The sequence below is a fragment of the Candidatus Pelagibacter sp. Uisw_136 genome (assembly GCF_047720275.1).
Classification (GTDB): domain Bacteria; phylum Pseudomonadota; class Alphaproteobacteria; order Pelagibacterales; family Pelagibacteraceae; genus Pelagibacter.
Map to the genome: position 1 here is coordinate 1,001,821 of NZ_CP159812.1, position 20,328 is coordinate 1,022,148.

Sequence of the window (20,328 nt, forward strand, 5' to 3'; positions counted from 1 at the left end):
GGGCAATCTAGCTGAAGTTGTGCTCATTGGTCAAGTTTAAGAAGTGATTTATTTAATCTTTTTACAAAATCATCAATCTTGGTTGGTTTAATTTTTTTCCAAGATGTCATCCTGGTTTTAGCCCAAGTAGCCTGTCTTTTAGCATATTGTCTTGTTTTAATTAATATTAATTCCTTTGCATGATCTAAGGTAATCTTTTTATTTAAGTACTGTGTCAATTCGGCAATCCCAATTACCCTATTTACACTCTGATCTTTTCTAATTTTTAGCTTTAGAAATTTTTTAACCTCATTAATAGCACCTTCATTTATCATACTAGCAGTTCTTAAATTAATTTTTTCAATAAGTTTTTCTCTTTTTGTTTCAATATAAATCTTAAAAAAATCACTGTCTTTAAATTCAGATTCAGTCTTAACTAACCAATCGTACATGGAAATATCAGTATAAGATTTAATCTCATAAGCTCTTATAGATCTTTGCGTATCATTTGGATCAAATTTATCTTTAATTTTAGGGTCTAGTTTTAAAAGTTTTTTATAAAATTTTTTTTGTCCTTCTCTTTTGGACATTAATTTAACTTTATTTCTGAAATTAAGAGGTATCTCTGGAATTTTAACTAAACCATTAATTAATGACTGAAAATATAAACCTGTACCACCAACTAAAATTGGAATTTTTTTCTTTTTTTTAATACTTTTAATTTTTTTAATTGCGAGTTCCAACCATTGGCCTGTTGAAAATTTTTCATTCAAATCAACAGAACCATAAAGATGATGTTTGATATTTTTTTGTTCTATCTTATTTGGTCTTGCAGTTAAGATTTTTAACTTCTTATAAACCTGCATACTGTCAGCATTGATGATTTCTCCTTGAATTTTTTTTGCAATTTTAACAGCAAACTTTGATTTACCTGAAGCTGTTGGACCTGAAATTAAGATAATTTTGGACTGTTTGTCCATTATCAATCTAGCTTAACACCAATATATCTTCTTTGGTTTTGATTATTATAAATTACAATCAAAATTGTTTTTTGATTAGATTTTAAAACAGTGTCTACAATATCTTCAAGATTTTTAGTTGATTTTATTTTTTTCTTTTGTGCTTCAACAATAATATCTCCAACATTTAAGTAGTCTACAGGGCTATTTTTCCCAATATTTGTTATAACTAAACCAGTTGTTTGATTGGGTAACTTTCTTTCTTTAATATCTTTATCGTTTAATGGTCTTACAATAATTTTTAATGATTTAATTTCTGAAATTTCTGGAGTTTCTGCTTTTGTATCTTTTGATTCTTTTTTTTTAAAGTCATTTGAAGTTTCCAATCTTCCTAATTTAATTTTTTTAGTAATCTCTTTTTTATTTCTCCAAACTTTAACTTCGATTGTTTTACCTACTTCTGTTTGTGCAACAATTATTGGCAATTCTTTCATTTCATCAATCTTTGTTCCGTTAAATTCTAAAATGATATCTCCTGCTTTAATCCCTGCTTTGTCAGATGGGCTATTTTCTGCAACACTAGCAACTAGCGCTCCTCTAGGTGCATCTAATTTTTCAACTTCAGCAATTTCTTCAGAAACTACTTGAATTCTTACACCCAACCATCCTCTTTTAGTTTCACCAAATTCTATTAATTGATTTACAACTCTTTTTGCATCATTCGATGGTATTGAAAAACCTATCCCTATAGAGCCACCTTTACCAAGAATTGCAGTATTAATTCCAATCACATTACCATTCATATCAAATAAAGGTCCACCTGAGTTTCCTGAGTTGATTGAGGCATCTGTTTGAATATAATCTTCATAACGAGATAGACCAATTGATCTATTTCTAGCAGATATAATTCCTGCTGTTACTGTTCCTCCTAAGCCAAAAGGATTACCAATTGCTATAACCCAATCACCAATTCTAGCTTTATCAGAATCTCCAAAATTAACCGGTATAAACTTTTCTTTAGAATCTATTTGAAGGACTGCAATATCAGATAATGGGTCTTGCCCAATTATTGTGGCCTTATATTCTTTATCACCACCCACTCTCACTACGATATCTTCGGCATCTTGGATAACATGGTTATTCGTAATTATGATTCCTTTTTCATCAATTATAAATCCTGAGCCTAATGCAGCAGACTTTCTTGTTTGTGGTGTGCCAAATTCTTTAAACATATCTGCAAAAGGTGATCCTGGGGGGAACTCAAAACCAGGGAATGGATTTGAATTAGTAACAACTGTTGTTGTTGTAGAAATATTTACAACAGATGGCATTAATTTTTCTGCGAGATCTGCAAATGATGCAGGTGCATCTTTTGCTAATACATGTGATGCAAAACTTATTGCAAATATTATAATAAATAATCTTTTAATTCTGTTCATATTAACTTTTAATATACCAAATAATTATAAAACCTATAACTGCGAAAATTAAACCACCACTTCTTAACTGTGAATCCTTTATTAACTCCATTTTTTTTAACATACTTTTCATTTTTGATGGAAATAAGGCGTACAATATTCCTTCAATAAAAAGAAAGAGACCAAAAGCTATGATCAACTCCTTCATAAAATTATGTTACTGAGATTTAGGTTTAATATTCCCAAAAAATTTAAAGAACTCACTATCAGGTGATAAAATAACTGAAGTATCTCCACCTATTAAAGCAGTTTCATAAGCTTGCATTGCCCTATAGAAAGCAAAAAATTCTGGATCTCTACCAAATGCATCAGCAAAAATTTTGTTTCTCTCCCCATCTCCTTGACCTTTCATAATCTCAGAATCTTTATTTGCATTGGCTAGTAATACAGAAACATCTTTGTCAGCAGTCGATGTAATAGTTACTGCCATTTCAGCACCTCTTGCTCTAAATTCTTTAGCTTCTCTTTCTCTCTCAGTTTGCATTCTTCTATAGATTGCTTCACTATTTGCTTGAGGTAAATCAGCTCTTTTAATTCTAACATCCACTATTTTAATTCCAAATTTTTGAGCTTCTGCGTTTACACCTTCTTGAATTAAAGACATTTGCTTAGATCTATCTTTTGAAAGTAATGTTTGTAACTCTTGTTGACCTAAAACATTCCTAATTCTTGAGTTAATAATCGTTGCTAATCTTGATCTTGCAACTCTTTCATTTCCGACTGAAATATAGAATTTTAAAGGATCTACAATTTGAAATCTTGCAAAAGCATCAACAATTAATCTTTTTTGGTCTGATGCAATAACTTCTGCTGGTGGTGTATCAAGATTTAGAATTCTGCTATCTAAAAAGACAACATTTTGAATAAAAGGTATTTTAAAGTTTAAACCTGGTTTTAGTATGATTTTTTTGGGATCACCAAACTGAAGTACAATTGCTTGGTTAACCTCTTTAACAATGAATATAGAGAAAAACGCTAATGCCGCTATTAAAATAATTATAGGTAATAAAATTTTTTGTGCTTTCATTAGTTACTTGCCTTTTTTTTACCTAGCTCTGGTAATGGTAAATATGGTACTACACCTGAGCCTGCATTTTTTTCAATTATCACTTTATCAATATCTGCTAAAACTTTTTCCATAGTCTCAAGATACATTCTTTCTTGAGTTACTTCTTTAGCTTTTGCATACTCATTATAGATAGATATAAATCTACTAGCTTCACCTTCTGCTTGAGCAACAACTTTTTGTTTATAAGCTTCTGCTGCTTGCATAATTTTTGCAGCTTCCCCTCTTGCTCTTGGAATAACATCATTAGCATAAGCTTCAGCTTCATTTTTAGATCTTTCCATATCTGCTCTTGCTGCTTGAACATCTCTAAACGCATCAATTACTTGATCAGGTGGATCCGCTTTTTGTGTTTGAACTTGCGTAATTTGAATACCACTATTGTATTCATCAAGAATTGATTGAATAATTTCCTGAGTTTCAATTTCAATTTGAGCTCTTCCCTCAGTTAAAACTGGTTGAATTTTACTTTTTGCAATTACTTCTCTCATTGCAGTTTCAGCTGCAGCTTTTACTGTTCCTTCTGGATCTTGTATTTCAAATAAAAATTTACCCGCATCTTTAATTACCCAGAAAACTGAAAAATCTATATTAACTATATTTTCATCACCTGTTAACATTAAACTTTCTTGAGGAACATCAGCAACTCCTCCACCTTGTGAAAAACCACTATCTCTTTCAGATCTAAATCCAATATCAATTCTATTTACTTTTGTAACTTTTGGTGTCTCAACTGTTTCTACTGGAATTGGGATATGATAATGTAATCCTGGTTGAGTAGTTTTTACAAACTTACCAAATCTAAGAACAACACCTTGTTCATCAGGTCCCACTCTATAAAGTCCACTTGCTAGCCATACAAACGCTAAGATTATTAAAATTAAACCAATTGGTTTTTTTCCTGATGAACTTCCACCAGGTAAAAATCTATTTATCTTACTTTGAATATCTTTGATTAATGCATCGATGTCTGGTGGTGTAGGTCCTTTTCCCGAACCATTTCCTCCTCCTGGAGGTGTTCCCCATGGGCTTCCTCCTCTATCTTTAAAGTCATCTGACATATGACAAAGTATATAATGTCTTTCTAATAAAAAACAAGTAATGATGAGGTTATGACAGATAAAAAGCCAGAACTAAGTGACGCAATGAAAAAAAAATTGGAACCTAGAAAGTTTACAAAAAACCCAATTTTGGGAACAAAATTTACAATAGCTGTATCAAGTGCAAAAGGTGGTGTTGGAAAATCAACTTTTGCAACTAATCTTGCTTTAGCTCTGAAACAAATTGGCTGCAAGGTTGGTTTGCTTGATGCTGATATTTATGGTCCTTCAATTCCAAAAATGTTTGATATTAATGAAAAGCCAAAAAGTGATGGCCAGACTTTAACTCCAATTACAAAATATGACATTCAATGCATGTCCATTGGCTTTCTTGCAGATCAGCAAACTCCAATGATTTGGCGGGGACCTATGGTTACTAGTGCAATTAAAACTTTTACACAAAAAGTTGGCTGGAAAGATTTAGATTTTATAATTGTTGATATGCCTCCAGGGACTGGTGATACTCAATTAACTTTTTCTCAAGAAATTAAAATGGATGGAGCAATTATAGTTTCTACCCCTCAAGAAGTAGCACTTCTTGATGTTAAAAGAGGTATTAAGATGTTTGATAAACTTGGAGTTAAAATTTTAGGTTTAGTTGATAACATGAGTTATTTCACTGGCGATGATGGTAAAAAATATAAAATTTTTGGAGAAGGTGGAGTTAAGCGAACTGCTGAAGAGTTTGAAAAAGAATTTTTAGGAGAAATTCCAATAAATCCTGAAGTTGGAAAATGTGGTGATGAAGGAAAGCCAATTGTTGAAGCTAATCCTGAGCACGAAATTTCTAAAATATATTTAGACTTTGCAAGAAAAATTAAATCAACTTATCTTTAAGATCAAAAGAAACCATTAGTTCATTCCATTCTCTTTTGGATAAGCCTGAGCTTTCTGGATTGATATCTTCACCTTTAATAAGTTTTTGAATTATAACTTTTCCTTTAGCTGAAACTTCTGTGCCACCCACTCTGTAGTCCATAAATGCATCATAAGTTATAGGTACCCATTTCTTAACAGTGTCCAACATGATGTCGGCATAAACTCTTATTTCATATTGAGCGTGGCTATCAGCTCTTAATCTTAAAAAATTCATTAAGTTTAATAAATCAGTTTTCCAATACCACTGCGTATAAGTGTTTAAAGTTAAATTCATTCTTGCAAGCTCTCTTGCTAGTCCTTTTTTATTTTCATCAATAGTTGAACCATCAAATCTTTGATTCAACATCATTTCATAATTATCATAAGTTTGTTCAGCATCATTTTTTAAAAGTTCCAAAACTTCTTTTGCTTGATCACCTTCAATCACATCACCTCTACCTTGTCTGTTACTTGAAGACTGTGCTGCTAAATTTTCTGCTGATGGCAAATAAAATTCTTTATCTAAAATTGAATACCTTGCTGAGTACTCATTAACATTTGCTGTTCTATGTCTAATCCATTGACGTGCAATAAAAATTGGAAGCTTCACATGATATTTGATTTCACACATTTCAAATGGGGTGCTATGCCAATGTCTCATTAAATATTTAATTAAGCCTGCATCTGTTGAAACTTTTTTAGTACCCTTTCCATAGGAAACTCTAGCTGATTGAACAATTGAAGTATCATCACCCATATAATCTACAACTCTTACAAAGCCATGGTCCAAGGCAGGCATTGCCTCATAAAGGATATTTTCAAGTGCCGGGGCAGTAACTCTTTTAGTTTGATTTTGTTGAGACTGTTGATCTTTAATTTCTTGTGCTTGTTCTGTAGTTAATTTCATTGTTTTTATTGAATTTCTTTTTTTATTGAATCTCTTTTTTTATTGAATCTCTTTTTTTATTGAATCTCTTTTTTTATTGAATCTCTTTCAAATGCTTTTATATTAATACTGTTGGCTTGCCAACTACGACGATAAACGAATTTCGTAATAACCATTACGGACGTGGGGGCAGTACCCACCACCTCCACCATTACAACTTATGGGGGTGAAACAGGATCGACGGGTGACTAAAGGCTATTCTTTCGTTCGGGATTGTTCCACCGTAACGGGCTAAACTTTAAATGCTGACGAAAGTTACGCACTTGCTGCATAATTAACCTAGGTTAATTATAGAAGCACGGTCTGGGGCACCGGGTAACAGAACGCCCCTATACTAATTTACAAATTTAGTTAAATCAGGTTTAAAATATTTAGGGCCCTTCATAACTTTTCCTGATTCATTATAGATAGGTTTGCCATCTTCACCTAATTTACTCATATTTGAACTTTGCACTTCTTCAAAACACTTATCAAGATCAATACCAAATGCATGTCCAGCCCCATAAGTTACATACAATATATCTGTTAAAGCATCTGCAACTTCCAAAAGATCTTTATTTTCTATTGCTTCTTTAAGCTCTTCTAATTCCTCTTTTATTAAATCATATCTAAGACTATTGATCTTATCAGTACTAAAAGATGGCTTAGTTTTGACTTCTTGACCAAAGGTTTCCATAAAAGTTTTTACTTTGTTAAAATTTGACATTTAGCTCCTGTAAGTTTTTAAAAAATTAATATATAAGTATACTAAATTACTAATTATATATTAATCAATGAAATTAAGAGAAGAATTTGACAGCATTGGAAGTATCAAAGTACCTAGTGATAAATATTGGGGTGCATCAACTCAAAGGTCTAATAAGTTTTTTAATATTGGAAAAATTTTAGTTAATATTTCCATCATAAAATCTATTGCAATCATTAAAAGATCTGCTGCTTTAGTGCATTATAAAGAAAAACAGATCAATAAAAAAATTACTAATTCAATAATAAAAGCTTCAGATGAAGTTATTAAAGGAAAGCTAGATGAAAATTTTCCTTTAAAGGTTTGGCAAACAGGTTCGGGCACGCAAACTAATATGAATGTTAATGAAGTAATTGCAAACAGAGCAATTGAAATATTAGGTGGAAAAAAAGGCTCAAAAAAACCAGTTCATCCAAATGATCATGTAAATAAATCTCAATCAACAAACGATGTTTTTCCAACAGCTATGCATATATCTGTAGCTCAAGAGACTATATCAAAACTATTACCTAGTTTAAAAATTTTAGAAAAAGAGTTAGCAAAAAAATCTAAAGAATTTAAAGATATTATTAAAATTGGCAGAACCCACTTGCAAGATGCAACACCGTTATCACTTGGACAAGAATTTTCAGGCTATCAAGTACAGTTAAAAAAATGCATTGAAAGAATAGAACTTGCACTTAAAGAAATATATTTTTTAGCACAAGGTGGAACGGCTGTTGGGACGGGTATTAACTCTAAAAAAGGTTTTGATAAAAAAATTGTCAAAGAGATTGCCAAATATACTAAAATCCCTTTTAAGCCAGCCTCTAATAAGTTTGCAGAACTTGCGGCTCACGATTCTGTTGTAAATTTTTCAAGCACACTAAATACTTGTGCTGTTGCATTAATGAAAATATCAAATGATGTAAGATTTTTAGGTTCAGGGCCTCGTGCTGGATATGGTGAATTAATATTGCCAGAAAATGAACCTGGTTCATCTATTATGCCAGGAAAGGTTAATCCTACTCAATGTGAGGCGGTAACAATGGTTTGTGCCAAAGTAATAGGCAATCATACTGGAATTACAGTTGCTGGGTCGCATGGGCATTTTGAACTGAATGTATTTAAGCCAATGATTGCTCATAATGTACTTCAATCGATAGATCTTATTGCAGATAGTACAAAAAATTTTGCAATTTATTGTGTTAAAGGAATAAAGGCTAACAAGAAAAGAATTAAAGAGCATCTGGATAATTCATTAATGTTAGTAACAGCGCTAGCACCACATATCGGATATGACAATGCAGCAAAAATTGCAAAGGTAGCTTTAAAAAATGGGACAACACTAAAGCATGAAACTCTTAAAACAGGTCTTGTTGATGAGAAAGATTATGAAAAAATAGTAGACCCTAAAAAAATGATCTACCCCGCATAAAGATTAATTAATTCGTTAAGTAACTTTCTGCTTTTAGTTAAATTATTAGAATTAATATCAATAAAACCTTCAGCTATACTTTTAAATTGAGAGCTCACATCATTATCGTTTATTTTAATATTCTTGAGTTCAACTTGATTGCTCAAGAAGTCATAAATTATATTTAATTTAATATTTTTAATATCTTTTCTTGATTTCTTACTAGTATTTAAGAAAGAAAATAAACCATCAATGTCTTTAATATCTATTGATAAATTGGAAGTTAAAATTAACTTATCATTTTCTAAAAATAAATCACTATTAGAAACTTTTATTAAACCAATATTGTTGTTGATAAATATCGAGTTATCAAAACTTATTTTGCCATTTAAAACTCTTATCTCTAGTTTGGCTTCTTCAAAAATTTCATCTTTTTTTATAGATTCAATATTCACTAAAGTGTGTACACTAATATTTTCATTAAATAATAAACCTGATTTAATAAATTCATTGATGACAGAATTTGATGTAAATAAATTAGAAATATTATAATTGTATAAATTAATTTTTAAATTTAGATCGAATGGATTTATTGCAAGTTGTCCATTGTAATTTATTTTAGAGTTATAAACTCTAGAGCCATCTGATTGAAACATTACTATTTGATCTTTAATATTGTATTTCGTATTAATATTTGAACTTAAAATAGAAATATTATTTATTCCACTACTTAAATTTTCGTTTTTTTTAAAAAATTTATTTATAAACTTAAGTTTAAGATCAGGAGCTTTTATCTCAATTTGTTTTTGTAAATCAAGTGTATTTTGATATTTTAGTTTAAAAGGTATATTAAAAACTTCACCATTTAAATCGAATAGATTAAATAAATTTTTCTCATCAAAAAATAAAAATGCATTAGAGATTTTAATAATTGAAATTACTTCATTTAAATTATTTCTAAAAAAAATATTACTATTATTAATTTTAATTTTTTTTTTAGAAAATTTATTTTCACTTTTTTTATAAAGTGTTTTAAAATTATCTTTTAATAAGGAAAAATTTGCTTCTTCAACAACTACTTCACTTATTCTAATACTATCTTTATTGAAAAGATTATTTTGGCTAATATAAACATTTAACTCTTTAATCTCTGTTAAAGTAGTTTTCGTGTCTTTGATTAAATAATGAGGCTTTGGTAAAATACGATAAGAGATATCAAATGAATTGATTAGATTTATATTAAATTCATCACTTAATTTGGTTACAATTTTATTTTGTACCCAATTTTTGTCATATAAAAGAGGTATTGATAAATAAAAAATGTAAATAAATAATACAACAATTGGAGTTATTATATATTTACTAAAGTTGCTGACATGAAACTTATCATTTGTTTTATTCTCAACTTTGAATATTGTCTTTTTAATAAAGTTATTAAAGATTTTAACAATTTTTTTCATAATTCTTGTTGAAAGTTAAATATCTTATAATGAAATTTAAAAAATGATAAACTCTGAATATCTAAACAATCTGAATAATGCTCAAAAAGAAGCTGTTTTATATCTTGATGGACCGTTACTAATTGTTGCAGGAGCAGGATCTGGAAAAACAAAAGTTCTCACTTCAAGAATTGCTCATATAATCAAAGAAAAGAAAGCCTTCCCTAATCAAATCTTATCAGTGACTTTTACCAATAAGGCTGCAAAAGAAATGCAAAACAGAGTCAGTTCTATATTAAATTCTGAGGCTATAGGGCTTTCATGGCTTGGGACCTTTCACTCTATATGTGCGAAGCTTCTCAGAAAACATGCGCCTGCAGCTGGATTAACTTCTAATTTTACAATTATAGATACAGATGACCAGGTAAGATTAATCAAAAATATATGTAAAGCTGAAAATATAGACATAAAACAATTAGCTCCAAAATTTATTCTTTCAATAATTGATAGATGGAAGAATAAAGGGTTCTATCCAGACGAAGTTGTTATCAATAAAAATGATATTTTTGAGAGAACTATACTTCCTCTTTATAAAATCTATCAACAAAAATTATTAGAATTGAATGCATGTGACTTTGGAGATTTAATTTTACATGTAGTTAAAATTTTAGAAAAAAACCAAGACATAAGAAACATTTATTCAAACAATTTTAAATATATACTTGTGGATGAATATCAAGACACTAATTATATTCAAAGTAGATGGCTTAATCTACTTTCAGAAAAGCATAAAAATTTATGCTGTGTTGGAGATGACGATCAATCAATTTATAGTTGGCGTGGAGCAGAAATAAAAAATTTCTTAGAATTTGATCAGGTATATAAAAATTCAAAAGTAATAAGATTAGAAGAAAATTATCGTTCCTCACAAAATATATTATCTGTTGCTTCAAATCTTATAGCTAATAATCAAAACAGAGTTGGGAAAACTTTAAAGACAACTATGGAGGAAGGAGATCTTGTAAAACTTAATTGTTTTAAAAATGGAAAGGATGAAGCAATAGGTATTTCTGATGAAATTGAAAAAAAACTTAAAAAAAAATATTCTTTTAACAATATTGCTATTTTAGTTAGAGCTATTTTCCAAACAAGAGAGTTTGAAGAAAGATTTTTAAAAATTGGTTTACCTTATAGAATTCTTGGTGGTACAAAATTTTATGAAAGAGCAGAAATTAAAGATTGCATTGCTTATTTAAGATTGATTCACCAACCAAAAGATGATTTGGCATTTGGTCGAATAGTGAATAATCCTAAAAGAGCAATTGGGGAGAGTACTATAAGATTAATACATGAGTTTTCAAAAGAGAACTCTGTTAGTTTGGAAATTGCCTCCAAAAAATTAATTGAAGAGAATTTAATTAAACCCAAAACTAAAATTGGTCTCAGCTCTTTTTTATTTCTCATGGATAAGTGGAGAAATGACATTAATATAAAAAAAATTAATCATGTTAAATTATTACAATTAGTTTTAGATGAATCTGGTTATTCAAGTATGTTAAAAAATAAAAAAGATCTAGAAAATGAAAATAGACTTGAAAACATTAAAGAACTTTTAAGTGCAATGAAAGATTTTGACAATTTAGAAAGTTTTCTAGAACATGTTGCTCTTGCTACCTCAGTTGATCAAGATTGGGATGGAGAAAAAGTTAACATGATGACAATGCATGGATCTAAAGGACTTGAATTTGATGTAGTTTTCTTACCAGGCTGGGAAGAAGGTCTTTTTCCACACCAAAAATCTATTGAAGAAAAAGGCCAAAATGGGCTTGAAGAAGAAAGACGATTAGCTTATGTGGGAATAACAAGAGCTAAAAAAAAAGCACTTATATCTTTTGCTATGAATAGGTTTTATCAAGGAAACTGGATAGACAGTATGGCTTCGAGATTTATTGAAGAGTTACCAGAAAAATTTTTAGAAAAGAATTCTTTTTTTGACGACTCTAAAGATAATGAAGAGGACTTTGAGTTTAATCAGGATTTTGAGATTGAAGATGGAACCAGAAGTCCTGGATGGATAAGATATCAAAAAAGAATTAAATGATTTTAAAAAAAATAAAAATTTTAAGAAGTAAATTTAAACAATATGATATTGATGGTTACATTGTTCCAAAAAACGATGAGTATTTTTCTGAATATGCAAAAAATGACAGGTTAAAAAATATTACAGACTTTTCAGGTTCTGCTGGTCTAGCAGTAATTTTAAAAAAACAAAATTATTTATTTGTTGACGGAAGATATACTATTCAAGCACATCAACAATCATCTAAAAATTTTAAGATAATTGAAATTCATAAAAAACTACCTCATACAATTATTAAAAATTTTAATTTAGGTTACGACCCAAAACTATTTACATCCAAATTACTTGATAAATATTTTAATAATAATAACTTAATTTCTATTGATCAAAACTTAATTGATCAAATGTTTATATATAAAGAAAAACATACAAAACCATTCTATTCTCTGAGCAAGAAAATTGTAGGTGAGGCTTATGGTTCTAAAATTTCTAAAGTTGTAAGATTTCTTAAAAATAATAAAGTAGATTATTGTTTCATTTCTGCGCCTGAAAATGTGGCTTGGCTTTTAAATATTCGTGGATATGATAATCCAAATAGCCCAATTGCAAATGCTAGATTAATACTAAATAAAAAAAGAGAATTATTTTTAATAGCAAATGAAAATAATCTAAAAAATCTACTATTAAATAAAAAAATTAAAAATAAACAAATTTTACCAATCAAATCGCTTCCACAATTTTTAAATAATTTAAAAGGTAAAAATTTTATTATTGATAATAAAACTTGCTCAATTTTTTATGAAAAAATAATTAAGTCAAAATTTAATATACTTAAATTTGATGATCCTATTTATGAACTAAAATCAATCAAAAGCTCTAGTGAAATAAAACATATGATTGAAGCACATAAAAAAGATGGCTTAGCCTTAACAAAATTTATTTATTGGATTAAAAATATTAACAAAAAAAAAATAACAGAAGTGTATGCGCAAAATAAATTGGAAAAATTTAGAAAACTAGATAAAGATTATCTATTTCCAAGTTTTGATACTATTGCTGGTGCTGGTTCAAATGGTGCAATTGTTCATTATAGAGCCAATAAAAAAACAACTAAAAAAATTGAACAAAGTGATATTTTATTGGTAGATTCTGGTGGGCAATATCATTACGGAACTACAGATGTTACAAGGACTATTTCATTTTCAAAACAAAAAAAGTTTATCAAAAATGCTTATACAAATGTATTGAAAGGACATATTGCCGTTGCCTTAACAAACTTGAATAAAGATAATACGGGGAAAAAAATCGACATAAAAGCTAGAAAGTTTTTAAAAAAAGAAGGTCAAGATTATTCACACGGAACAGGACATGGGGTTGGTTTTTTTTTAAATGTTCATGAAGGACCTCAATCAATTTCAAAAAATAATTCTATAAAGATAAAAAATGGAATGATCCTAAGCAATGAACCTGGTTTTTATAAAAAAAACCACTTTGGTATTAGGATTGAAAACTTAATCTATGCTAAAGAAACTAAAAGCAGCTTTAATTTTGAAAACCTTACGCTTGCTCCTTTAGAAAAAGACCTAATTAATTATGAGCTATTAAATAAAACAGAAAAAAATTATTTATTTAGATATCATTTAAATATTTATTCAGAATTTTCTAGTTTGCTTAATAAAAAAGAAAGAAAATGGTTAGCCACTCTTATTTAACATTTTTAACCATTCTGCTTGATTAATAACTTTTATATTCCAATCCTTAGCTGTATTTATTTTTTTTATTGTTGGCTTATCTCCTGTAATTAGATAATCAAGTTTTTTATTAACGTTACTAATTATTTTTCCTGAATTTTGTTCTATCAATGATTTTGCTTCTGACCTACTAATTCCATTTAACTTTCCAGTTAACATAAAAGTTTTATTTTTTAGCAAACCATTACTATTTATTAAAATTATATCTTTGATTAATAAATTTTTTTCTATTTCAGATAGCATCTTAAGATTAGTTTTATTTAAGAAAAATTTTTTAATGGACTGAATTTGTGTAATCCCAATTCCGTCAATATTGGATAAATTTTCAATATTACTTTCTCTTGGTAGTCGAAAGAAATTAGATGATGTTTTGAGGTGTCTTGCGATAAGTTTTGCATTTTCTTGTCCTATATGTCTTATACCCAGTGAAAAAATAAATCGCTCTAGAGAAATATTTTTTTTTTCTTCAATTGAAAATTTTAAATTAGCAACTGATAATTTTCCCCATCCTTCAAGTTCTTCTATTTTATTATAATTAAGTTTAAATATATCCTGTGGAAGTCTAACTAATTTTAAGTTCCAAAAATTTTCAACAATTTTCTTCCCAAATCCTTCTATATTTAAAGCATCCTTAGAAACAAAATGTTTAATTCTTTCGATGGCAATTTTTTCACATTCAAATCCATCACTAGCACACCTTCTTACAGCATCTTGTTTTTTGGTTATCTCATTATAATCTTTAATTGTTTTACTCCCACAAGATGGGCACTTTAGAGGAAAAATAAATTTTTTTGCGTTTTGTTTTCTTTTTTTTAAATCTACCAAAACTACATGTGGAATTACATCTCCAGCTCTTTCAACAGTAACTGTATCTCCTACTCTTATATCTTTTCTAACAATTTCATCTTCATTATGAAGTGTTGCATTTGAAACTATTACTCCCCCAATATTAACTGGTTTAATTTTTGCAACCGGGGTAAGTGCTCCCGTTCTACCAATTTGTATTTCAATATTCATAATTTCTGAAATTGAACTATTGGCTGAAAACTTATGTGCTATCGCCCATCTGGGTGCGTTGGCAGCAAAACCCAATCTTTTTTGCAAACCGAAATCATTAACTTTATAAACAATTCCATCTATATCAAATGCCAACCCTTTTCTTTTTTCCTCTAATTCTTTATGATTTAATATTAAATTTTTAACTCCAATAATTTTTTTGTTAAATGGGTTTGTTTTAAAATTCCATAACTTTAAATTTTCTAAAAAACTTGTTTGATTATTAATATTCATTTTTTTTTCATAACCATAGGTGTAAGCTATAAATTTTAATGGAATTTTTGCTGTAATTAATGAATCTTTTTGTCTTAGCGATCCAGAAGCAGCATTTCTAGGATTTGCAAACTTAGCACTAATTTTTTTAAAATCATCATTTTCTATAAACACCTCACCTCTAATATCTATTTCTTTGGGGAAATTACTCTTAGTAATTTCTAAGGGTATATCCTTAATTGTTTTTAAATTTTGTGTGATATCTTCTCCCTCATTGCCATCTCCTCTAGAAAGACCTTTGGTTAATTTTCCATTAATATAAATTAAGGATGCGGATATGCCATCAATTTTTGGTTCAGCACTATATTCAATTGAATTTGCATCTTTCAAACTTAAGAAATTAATTATTTTTTTTTCGAAATTATTTAAGTCTTCTTCATTAAAAGCGTTTCCAAGTGATAACATTGGAACTCTATGTTTGACTTTTTGAAAATTTCTTGATGGTTTAAATCCCACAGATTTTGAAGGTGAATATTCACTTTTTAAAAATTTATATTTACTTTCTAAATTTATTATATCTTTTTTTAATAAGTCAAATTTTTGATCTGATACAATAGGTCTATCTTTGTCATAATAGTGTTTGTTATATTTTTGAAATAAATCAATTTTCTTTAAATATTTAATTTTAAAATCTTTATCATTCATGTTACTCGAATAATTCCTTAACTCTCTTTATTATTCCTACTTTTTTTTTCTTATCTTTTTGTAATTCCTTCACTGCATCTCTGTAGTTTTTATTAAACACTTTGTAGGTATTTTTATACCAATCAGATGATTGGTAATTATACCCTAATGTATTTGCATATTTTTTTGACTCATCTATCAATCCAAGTCTATAATTGATTTCAACTAATCTATGAAGAGCTTCTTCTGTATAAATTGTTGTATCATAATCAGTAAGAACTATTTTAAATCGATTTAATGCTGGGATCCACTTAGTTTTTTTTAAATAATATCTAGCTATGTACATTTCCTTTGCAGCCAAAATTTCATTGATTAAATCTATTTTAAATTTTGCATTCATTGCAAATTCAGTTTTTGGATAATTTTCAATTATAATTTCAAATTGTTCTTTTGAGTCTAATATTGATTTTAAATCTTTTTTTTCATCAACTATTTGCTGATAAAAACTCATTCCTAATATAAAATGCGCATAAACTTTATCTTTATGATTGGGATATGATATTAAGTACCTCTCTAACTCGTAAATTGTATCATTATAATAAGCTTGGGAATAATAAGAGTATGCAGCCATTATTGCAGCCTGTGGAGCCCAAGCTGATTGTGGAAATAATAGTTCTGCCTCATTAAATTTTTTAGCAGCTAGTAATACATCTCCTCTTTTTAACTCTAAATATCCCTCTTTGTATGCATTAGACATTTGCATTTCCATATCCACTTCTACAATTTCAGATATTTTTTTTGTTTTATCTCCACAAGACCAAATAAAGATAAAGGTGATTAAAAGAAGTGTAATTTTTAATTTTGAAAGCATTGTCTTATTCTAACAGATTATGAATAAAACTCTATTTTTTAAGCTATAGATCTTAGGTGACTCTTATTTATGAAGGTATTTGGCAAATGTTTTTCTGTAATCTCTATTAATGAAAAATTTTCGTCTTGTTGAAAAACTTTTCTCAATAATTGGTTAGTTAATTTATGTCCTCCTCGAGAACAAACAATTTTTCCAATTATCTTATAGCCAGCTAGATATAAATCTCCCATACAATCTAAAATCTTATGATTTACAAATTCTTTTTTATTTCTTAGGCCTTCTTCATTTAAAATTTCATTGTCCTTAACAACTATTGCATTCTCAAGGCTTCCTCCTTGAGCTAATCCCATTTCTTTTAGCTTTTCAATATCTTCAAAAAGGCAGAAGGTTCTTGAATTATAAATATCAGTCAAATCTGACTCAAATACACTTACCAAATTTCTTTGCGTTCCAATTAAATTATTTTCATATTTTAGTTCAAAATCTATATCCAAACTAACTTTGCTTGGCTCTATGGAAATTGTTTTTTTACCATCATTAAATTCAATTCTTTTTTCAATCTTAATTATTTTTATTGGCGCTTCACTATTTTCTATTCCAGCTTTTGATATTTCTTCAATAAAAAGCTTTGCTGATCCATCAAGAATCGGTACTTCTTGATTATCAATCTCTACTAATGCGTTATCAATTCCTAAACCATATAATGCTCCCATTAAATGCTCTATTGTTGATATGCTAACTCCATTTTCATTTGCTATGGTTGTACAAAATACTGCGCTACAAACATTAAAAATGTTCGGAACTACTATATTATTTTTTTTTAGATCAACTCTTTTAAAAAGAATTCCTGAATTTGGTTTTGCTGGCTTTACCGTCATAGTTACATTTGCTCCACTATGAAGCCCAACACCTTTAAAGGTAATATCTCTATTGATAGTTTTTTGATTAAGAACAGACATTATTATTCTTATAAATAATTGATTTAAATTTAGAAAAACAAGAAATGTTACAAGAAAATACTAGTCTATTTAAAAAAATGAAAAAGTTTTTCAAAAAAACCTTGTTTTATTTGTTTTTTTGGCACAACTACAACCTCTTGTTTGTCATATATCTTTCTTAGTTTGTAACCAAACTCGCAAACATCTCCTAGGGTTTCCTCTAAAAAATCAATATCTTTAGAAAATGAAATTTTATCTTTAAATTTATTATCTAAAATTTTTGATCCTTCTCCCATCAGTATTATCTTAGATTGAGTCTTTATCTCTGTATTTGAGGCAAGAGATTTATCACATAATTCAAGAATCTCTTCTGTTCTAGCAAAAGCTATATTTTGCAGCATTTCCAAAGAAAAATTTGGGTTATCAGCTTGTGGGTTATTTTTTTCAAAATTTAATTTAAGTTTTTCCGCTTCGTTAATATCAATCTTTAAAAGTAGAGAAATATCTTTGGTAATATGATTTCCACCTATTGGCAGAACGTCTAAAAAGATTAATTTATCATTGTTAAAGGAAATAATTGATGTTTTTTTAAAACCAATATCAATGAAAGATGCCTCTCCTGTTAAATTTAAATTATTTTTATAACTGATCGATTTTGCATAACTAGAACAAATTATTTGATTAATTGATATATTTAATTCTGAAAAAATATTTTTAAAGCTAAGCACTAATTCACTTGGAAGGCAGATAAAAATAATATCTAGTGATATGAATTGGCAATCAATTTCATCTGGTAATTCAGAATAATCAACATTATCAATTTTATAATTATTTATAATTATGTGAGCAATATTATAATCTGAATAATATTTTTTTATTTGCTGTTTTGCTTCTTGAATTAAAAATGAAATATCATCTTGTCTTAATTTCAGTTCTTCAATTTTTTTAAATACAGAAATTGCAACAGAAATTGTTTTTGAACTATCTATCATCAAATCTATATTATCAATATATTCATTTGTGGATTTTTCTAGTGATACAATAATTTTTTGAATATCTAACTTAAAATTAAATTGATCTGTATAAAAATTACTCTCAATAAAAAAAGGATTGTTCTTACCTTCTTTATTAAATGCACCTGCTCTTATTTTTGAAAAGCCACAGTCAATTATTGTTTGAAATTTTTTATCACTCATTATTTGGTAACTAAATGATTTTTTATTCTCAAATCAATAAATTTATAATCTTTAAAGTTATCATTATTAATAAGTGCCTTAGATAAATTTAATGATGCTACAATATGTTCTTGTGGTAGCTTAATCAAAATATCTTTATCAGTTAAAATATCCCACCTACCCGATGGGAAAAAAAATAATTCCTTTAAATTTGAAAAAGAAAACATAGACTTTTCGATATTTTTTTTAAATGACAAAAAATCATGAGAATTAAATTCACCAAAGATGTATGGGAGTAATTCATTGTTACTTTTATCTTCAATTAATTTACCATTAGCACCTACTAGATATTGACTATTATTAGAAACTCGAGCAATAAATTTAGTTGGTTTAATTTCAATGTTAAGTATTGATGGGTAAATTTTTTTTATATTAAACTCTTGTATAATATTATGTTTTTCTAAAATCTTTCTTATTTCATCTTCATTAATTACAAATATACTTTTGTATAAAAGGTTATTAAGGTTATTTAAGATCTCTGAATTTTTTTTTTCAGAAAGACCTGTAATATTAATTTCACTTATTGATAAAGATAATTTTTTTTGATCATTTATAAACTTTGCACTAGTAGTGCTTAAAATGAGTAAAAATAATAAATAAATTATTATCTTATTTTTTTTACCTGTTGATTGATGCATCTTTTAGAATCCATTCAATTAATTTTATAAAACTTATACCTTTATGTTTTGCAATCTCAGGGACTAATGAAAGTTTAGTCATCCCAGGCTGAGTATTAATTTCTAGTAAATAAAACTTCCCATTAAAAAATTTAAAGTCTGATCTCGTAACACCTTTACAGCCTATAATTTTATGAGCTTCTCTTGCTATGCTATTAATTTTAATAAGATTATTTTTGCTCAAATCTACAGGAATTAAGTGCTTGGTCTTAGCGCTAGAATTATATTTTGCCTCATAATCATAAAACCTTCTTTTAGGCTCAAGTTCAATTGTACCAAGTACTTTATTATCCATTATTGCAACTTGGATTTCTCTACCTGGTATAAATTCCTCAATTAATATTTCATTATAACCTCTTAATGCTTTTAGATTTTTTATTATATTGGTCTTGTCACAAATATATACATGAACGCTAGAACCTTCATTTATAGGTTTTGCTACTACAGGGAATTTTAATTTTTTTTCAATTAATTTTATAATATTAAGTTTATTTTTTTTATGATTAAATTTAATATATTTTGGAGTAAGTATTTTATTTTTTATAAAAATTTTTTTTGAAATTTCTTTATCCATTGCTATAGATGATGCAATTATACCTGAGTGCGTATATGAAATTTTTTTAGTCTCTAAAATCGTTTGAATGTATCCATCCTCACCGAATTGTCCATGTAGCGCATTAAAAATAATATCTGGTTTAAATAAAGTGATATCCTTTGATAGATTTTTATCAGGCTCACAAATTAAAACCTTATATCCATTTTTGATTAACTCTTTGGCAACTTGTTTTCCAGTATCTAAGCTAATTAGCCGCTCCTTAGATATACCACCAGATAATATTAAGATTTTTTTTTTCATT

The 20,328-nt window shown here is 28.0% G+C and carries 18 protein-coding genes and 1 other RNA gene; 5 read left to right on the forward strand and 14 right to left on the reverse strand.

From position 1 onward, the window contains the following. Positions 1-23: 23 nt before the first annotated feature. From miaA to hflK, 5 genes are read right to left on the reverse strand one after another with little or no spacing between them, the layout of a single operon-like run. Entirely contained in the window at positions 24-959 is a 936-nt protein-coding gene (gene miaA, locus ABXT53_RS05425) for a tRNA (adenosine(37)-N6)-dimethylallyltransferase MiaA (RefSeq protein ID WP_415290142.1), read from the reverse strand. 2 nt (positions 960-961) lie between these two features. After that, positions 962-2,377 carry a Do family serine endopeptidase gene (locus ABXT53_RS05430; protein WP_415290144.1) on the reverse strand — a complete coding sequence of 472 codons (1,416 nt, stop codon included), beginning with the start codon at positions 2,375-2,377 and terminating at the stop codon, positions 962-964. Position 2,378: 1 nt separating this feature from the next. Further along, a complete protein-coding gene (locus ABXT53_RS05435; protein ID WP_415290145.1) occupies positions 2,379-2,564 on the reverse strand; it encodes a DUF2065 domain-containing protein in 186 nt (61 codons plus the stop codon). A 9-nt stretch (positions 2,565-2,573) separates the two neighbouring features. Beyond that, positions 2,574-3,443, reverse strand: coding sequence for a protease modulator HflC (gene hflC, locus ABXT53_RS05440; RefSeq protein WP_415284329.1), 870 nt, complete (start codon positions 3,441-3,443; stop codon positions 2,574-2,576). Continuing rightward, positions 3,443-4,543: an FtsH protease activity modulator HflK gene (gene hflK, locus ABXT53_RS05445; protein ID WP_415290147.1), complete on the reverse strand. Its 1,101-nt coding sequence runs from the start codon at positions 4,541-4,543 to the stop codon at positions 3,443-3,445. The genes hflC and hflK overlap by 1 nt, the downstream gene beginning before the upstream one ends. A 51-nt stretch (positions 4,544-4,594) precedes the next feature. On the opposite strand from hflK, the gene ABXT53_RS05450 reads away from it, so the two are divergent. Beyond that, positions 4,595-5,419, forward strand: a complete 825-nt coding sequence (locus ABXT53_RS05450) for an Mrp/NBP35 family ATP-binding protein (protein WP_271492148.1) — start codon at positions 4,595-4,597, stop codon at positions 5,417-5,419. Here the strand turns inward: ABXT53_RS05450 and thyX are convergent. Next, on the reverse strand, positions 5,400-6,347 hold the full coding sequence (gene thyX / locus ABXT53_RS05455; protein WP_415290148.1) for an FAD-dependent thymidylate synthase: 948 nt from the start codon (positions 6,345-6,347) through the stop codon (positions 5,400-5,402). The two genes, ABXT53_RS05450 and thyX, sit on opposite strands and share 20 nt — an antisense overlap. A 72-nt stretch (positions 6,348-6,419) precedes the next feature. Between thyX and ssrA the strand changes: the two genes are divergently transcribed. After that, positions 6,420-6,720: a transfer-messenger RNA gene (gene ssrA / locus ABXT53_RS05460) on the forward strand. On the opposite strand, the gene ABXT53_RS05465 is transcribed toward ssrA, so the two are convergent. Further along, positions 6,721-7,092 carry a phosphoribosyl-ATP diphosphatase gene (locus ABXT53_RS05465; protein ID WP_415290149.1) on the reverse strand — a complete coding sequence of 124 codons (372 nt, stop codon included), beginning with the start codon at positions 7,090-7,092 and terminating at the stop codon, positions 6,721-6,723. It abuts the tmRNA gene before it with no gap. A 67-nt stretch (positions 7,093-7,159) separates the two neighbouring features. On the opposite strand from ABXT53_RS05465, the gene fumC reads away from it, so the two are divergent. Beyond that, on the forward strand, positions 7,160-8,548 hold the full coding sequence (gene fumC, locus ABXT53_RS05470; RefSeq protein ID WP_415290150.1) for a class II fumarate hydratase: 1,389 nt from the start codon (positions 7,160-7,162) through the stop codon (positions 8,546-8,548). On the opposite strand, the gene ABXT53_RS05475 is transcribed toward fumC, so the two are convergent. Continuing rightward, a complete protein-coding gene (locus ABXT53_RS05475) occupies positions 8,536-9,987 on the reverse strand; it encodes a hypothetical protein (RefSeq protein WP_415290151.1) in 1,452 nt (483 codons plus the stop codon). The genes fumC and ABXT53_RS05475 overlap by 13 nt on opposite strands. A 43-nt stretch (positions 9,988-10,030) precedes the next feature. On the opposite strand from ABXT53_RS05475, the gene ABXT53_RS05480 reads away from it, so the two are divergent. Together ABXT53_RS05480 and ABXT53_RS05485 are read left to right on the forward strand one after the other, a co-directional pair. Further along, positions 10,031-12,067 (forward strand): ATP-dependent helicase, encoded by a 2,037-nt coding sequence (locus ABXT53_RS05480; RefSeq protein ID WP_415290152.1) that lies wholly within the window; start codon positions 10,031-10,033, stop codon positions 12,065-12,067. Next, the gene (locus ABXT53_RS05485; RefSeq protein WP_415290153.1) at positions 12,064-13,758 is read left to right on the forward strand and encodes a M24 family metallopeptidase; all 1,695 of its coding nucleotides are present in this window, start codon (positions 12,064-12,066) and stop codon (positions 13,756-13,758) included. The genes ABXT53_RS05480 and ABXT53_RS05485 overlap by 4 nt, the downstream gene beginning before the upstream one ends. On the opposite strand, the gene ligA is transcribed toward ABXT53_RS05485, so the two are convergent. The 6 genes from ligA to ABXT53_RS05515 form a co-directional block, all read right to left on the reverse strand. Continuing rightward, entirely contained in the window at positions 13,741-15,771 is a 2,031-nt protein-coding gene (gene ligA, locus ABXT53_RS05490; RefSeq protein WP_415290154.1) for an NAD-dependent DNA ligase LigA, read from the reverse strand. The two genes, ABXT53_RS05485 and ligA, sit on opposite strands and share 18 nt — an antisense overlap. Position 15,772: 1 nt before the next feature. Continuing rightward, entirely contained in the window at positions 15,773-16,621 is an 849-nt protein-coding gene (locus ABXT53_RS05495) for an outer membrane protein assembly factor BamD (protein WP_415290155.1), read from the reverse strand. Positions 16,622-16,659: 38 nt separating this feature from the next. Continuing rightward, positions 16,660-17,580 (reverse strand): UDP-3-O-acyl-N-acetylglucosamine deacetylase, encoded by a 921-nt coding sequence (lpxC, locus tag ABXT53_RS05500; RefSeq protein ID WP_415290157.1) that lies wholly within the window; start codon positions 17,578-17,580, stop codon positions 16,660-16,662. Positions 17,581-17,645: 65 nt separating this feature from the next. Then, positions 17,646-18,755 (reverse strand): cell division FtsA domain-containing protein, encoded by a 1,110-nt coding sequence (locus tag ABXT53_RS05505; RefSeq protein WP_415290158.1) that lies wholly within the window; start codon positions 18,753-18,755, stop codon positions 17,646-17,648. Continuing rightward, complete coding sequence (locus tag ABXT53_RS05510; protein WP_415290159.1) at positions 18,755-19,432, reverse strand: cell division protein FtsQ/DivIB; 678 nt, start codon at positions 19,430-19,432, stop codon at positions 18,755-18,757. Before ABXT53_RS05510 ends, ABXT53_RS05505 begins: the two co-directional genes overlap by 1 nt. Beyond that, positions 19,413-20,327, reverse strand: a complete 915-nt coding sequence (locus ABXT53_RS05515) for a D-alanine--D-alanine ligase (RefSeq protein ID WP_415290160.1) — start codon at positions 20,325-20,327, stop codon at positions 19,413-19,415. Before ABXT53_RS05515 ends, ABXT53_RS05510 begins: the two co-directional genes overlap by 20 nt. Position 20,328: the final 1 nt, after the last annotated feature.

Bases quoted from the DNA above. Each gene is read 5' to 3' on its own strand.
- hflK (WP_415290147.1), bottom strand. From the start codon at position 4,543: ATGTCAGATGACTTTAAAGATAGAGGAGGAAGCCCATGGGGAACACCT.
- miaA (WP_415290142.1), bottom strand. From the start codon at position 959: ATGGACAAACAGTCCAAAATTATCTTAATTTCAGGTCCAACAGCTTCA.
- ABXT53_RS05510 (WP_415290159.1), bottom strand. From the start codon at position 19,432: ATGCATCAATCAACAGGTAAAAAAAATAAGATAATAATTTATTTATTA.
- lpxC (WP_415290157.1), bottom strand. From the start codon at position 17,580: ATGTCTGTTCTTAATCAAAAAACTATCAATAGAGATATTACCTTTAAA.
- ABXT53_RS05475 (WP_415290151.1), bottom strand. From the start codon at position 9,987: ATGAAAAAAATTGTTAAAATCTTTAATAACTTTATTAAAAAGACAATA.
- ABXT53_RS05485 (WP_415290153.1), top strand. From the start codon at position 12,064: ATGATTTTAAAAAAAATAAAAATTTTAAGAAGTAAATTTAAACAATAT.
- fumC (WP_415290150.1), top strand. From the start codon at position 7,160: ATGAAATTAAGAGAAGAATTTGACAGCATTGGAAGTATCAAAGTACCT.
- ABXT53_RS05450 (WP_271492148.1), top strand. From the start codon at position 4,595: ATGACAGATAAAAAGCCAGAACTAAGTGACGCAATGAAAAAAAAATTG.
- ligA (WP_415290154.1), bottom strand. From the start codon at position 15,771: ATGAATGATAAAGATTTTAAAATTAAATATTTAAAGAAAATTGATTTA.
- ABXT53_RS05495 (WP_415290155.1), bottom strand. From the start codon at position 16,621: ATGCTTTCAAAATTAAAAATTACACTTCTTTTAATCACCTTTATCTTT.
- ABXT53_RS05465 (WP_415290149.1), bottom strand. From the start codon at position 7,092: ATGTCAAATTTTAACAAAGTAAAAACTTTTATGGAAACCTTTGGTCAA.
- hflC (WP_415284329.1), bottom strand. From the start codon at position 3,443: ATGAAAGCACAAAAAATTTTATTACCTATAATTATTTTAATAGCGGCA.
- thyX (WP_415290148.1), bottom strand. From the start codon at position 6,347: ATGAAATTAACTACAGAACAAGCACAAGAAATTAAAGATCAACAGTCT.
- ABXT53_RS05430 (WP_415290144.1), bottom strand. From the start codon at position 2,377: ATGAACAGAATTAAAAGATTATTTATTATAATATTTGCAATAAGTTTT.
- ABXT53_RS05480 (WP_415290152.1), top strand. From the start codon at position 10,031: ATGATAAACTCTGAATATCTAAACAATCTGAATAATGCTCAAAAAGAA.
- ABXT53_RS05435 (WP_415290145.1), bottom strand. From the start codon at position 2,564: ATGAAGGAGTTGATCATAGCTTTTGGTCTCTTTCTTTTTATTGAAGGA.
- ABXT53_RS05515 (WP_415290160.1), bottom strand. From the start codon at position 20,327: ATGAAAAAAAAAATCTTAATATTATCTGGTGGTATATCTAAGGAGCGG.
- ABXT53_RS05505 (WP_415290158.1), bottom strand. From the start codon at position 18,755: ATGAGTGATAAAAAATTTCAAACAATAATTGACTGTGGCTTTTCAAAA.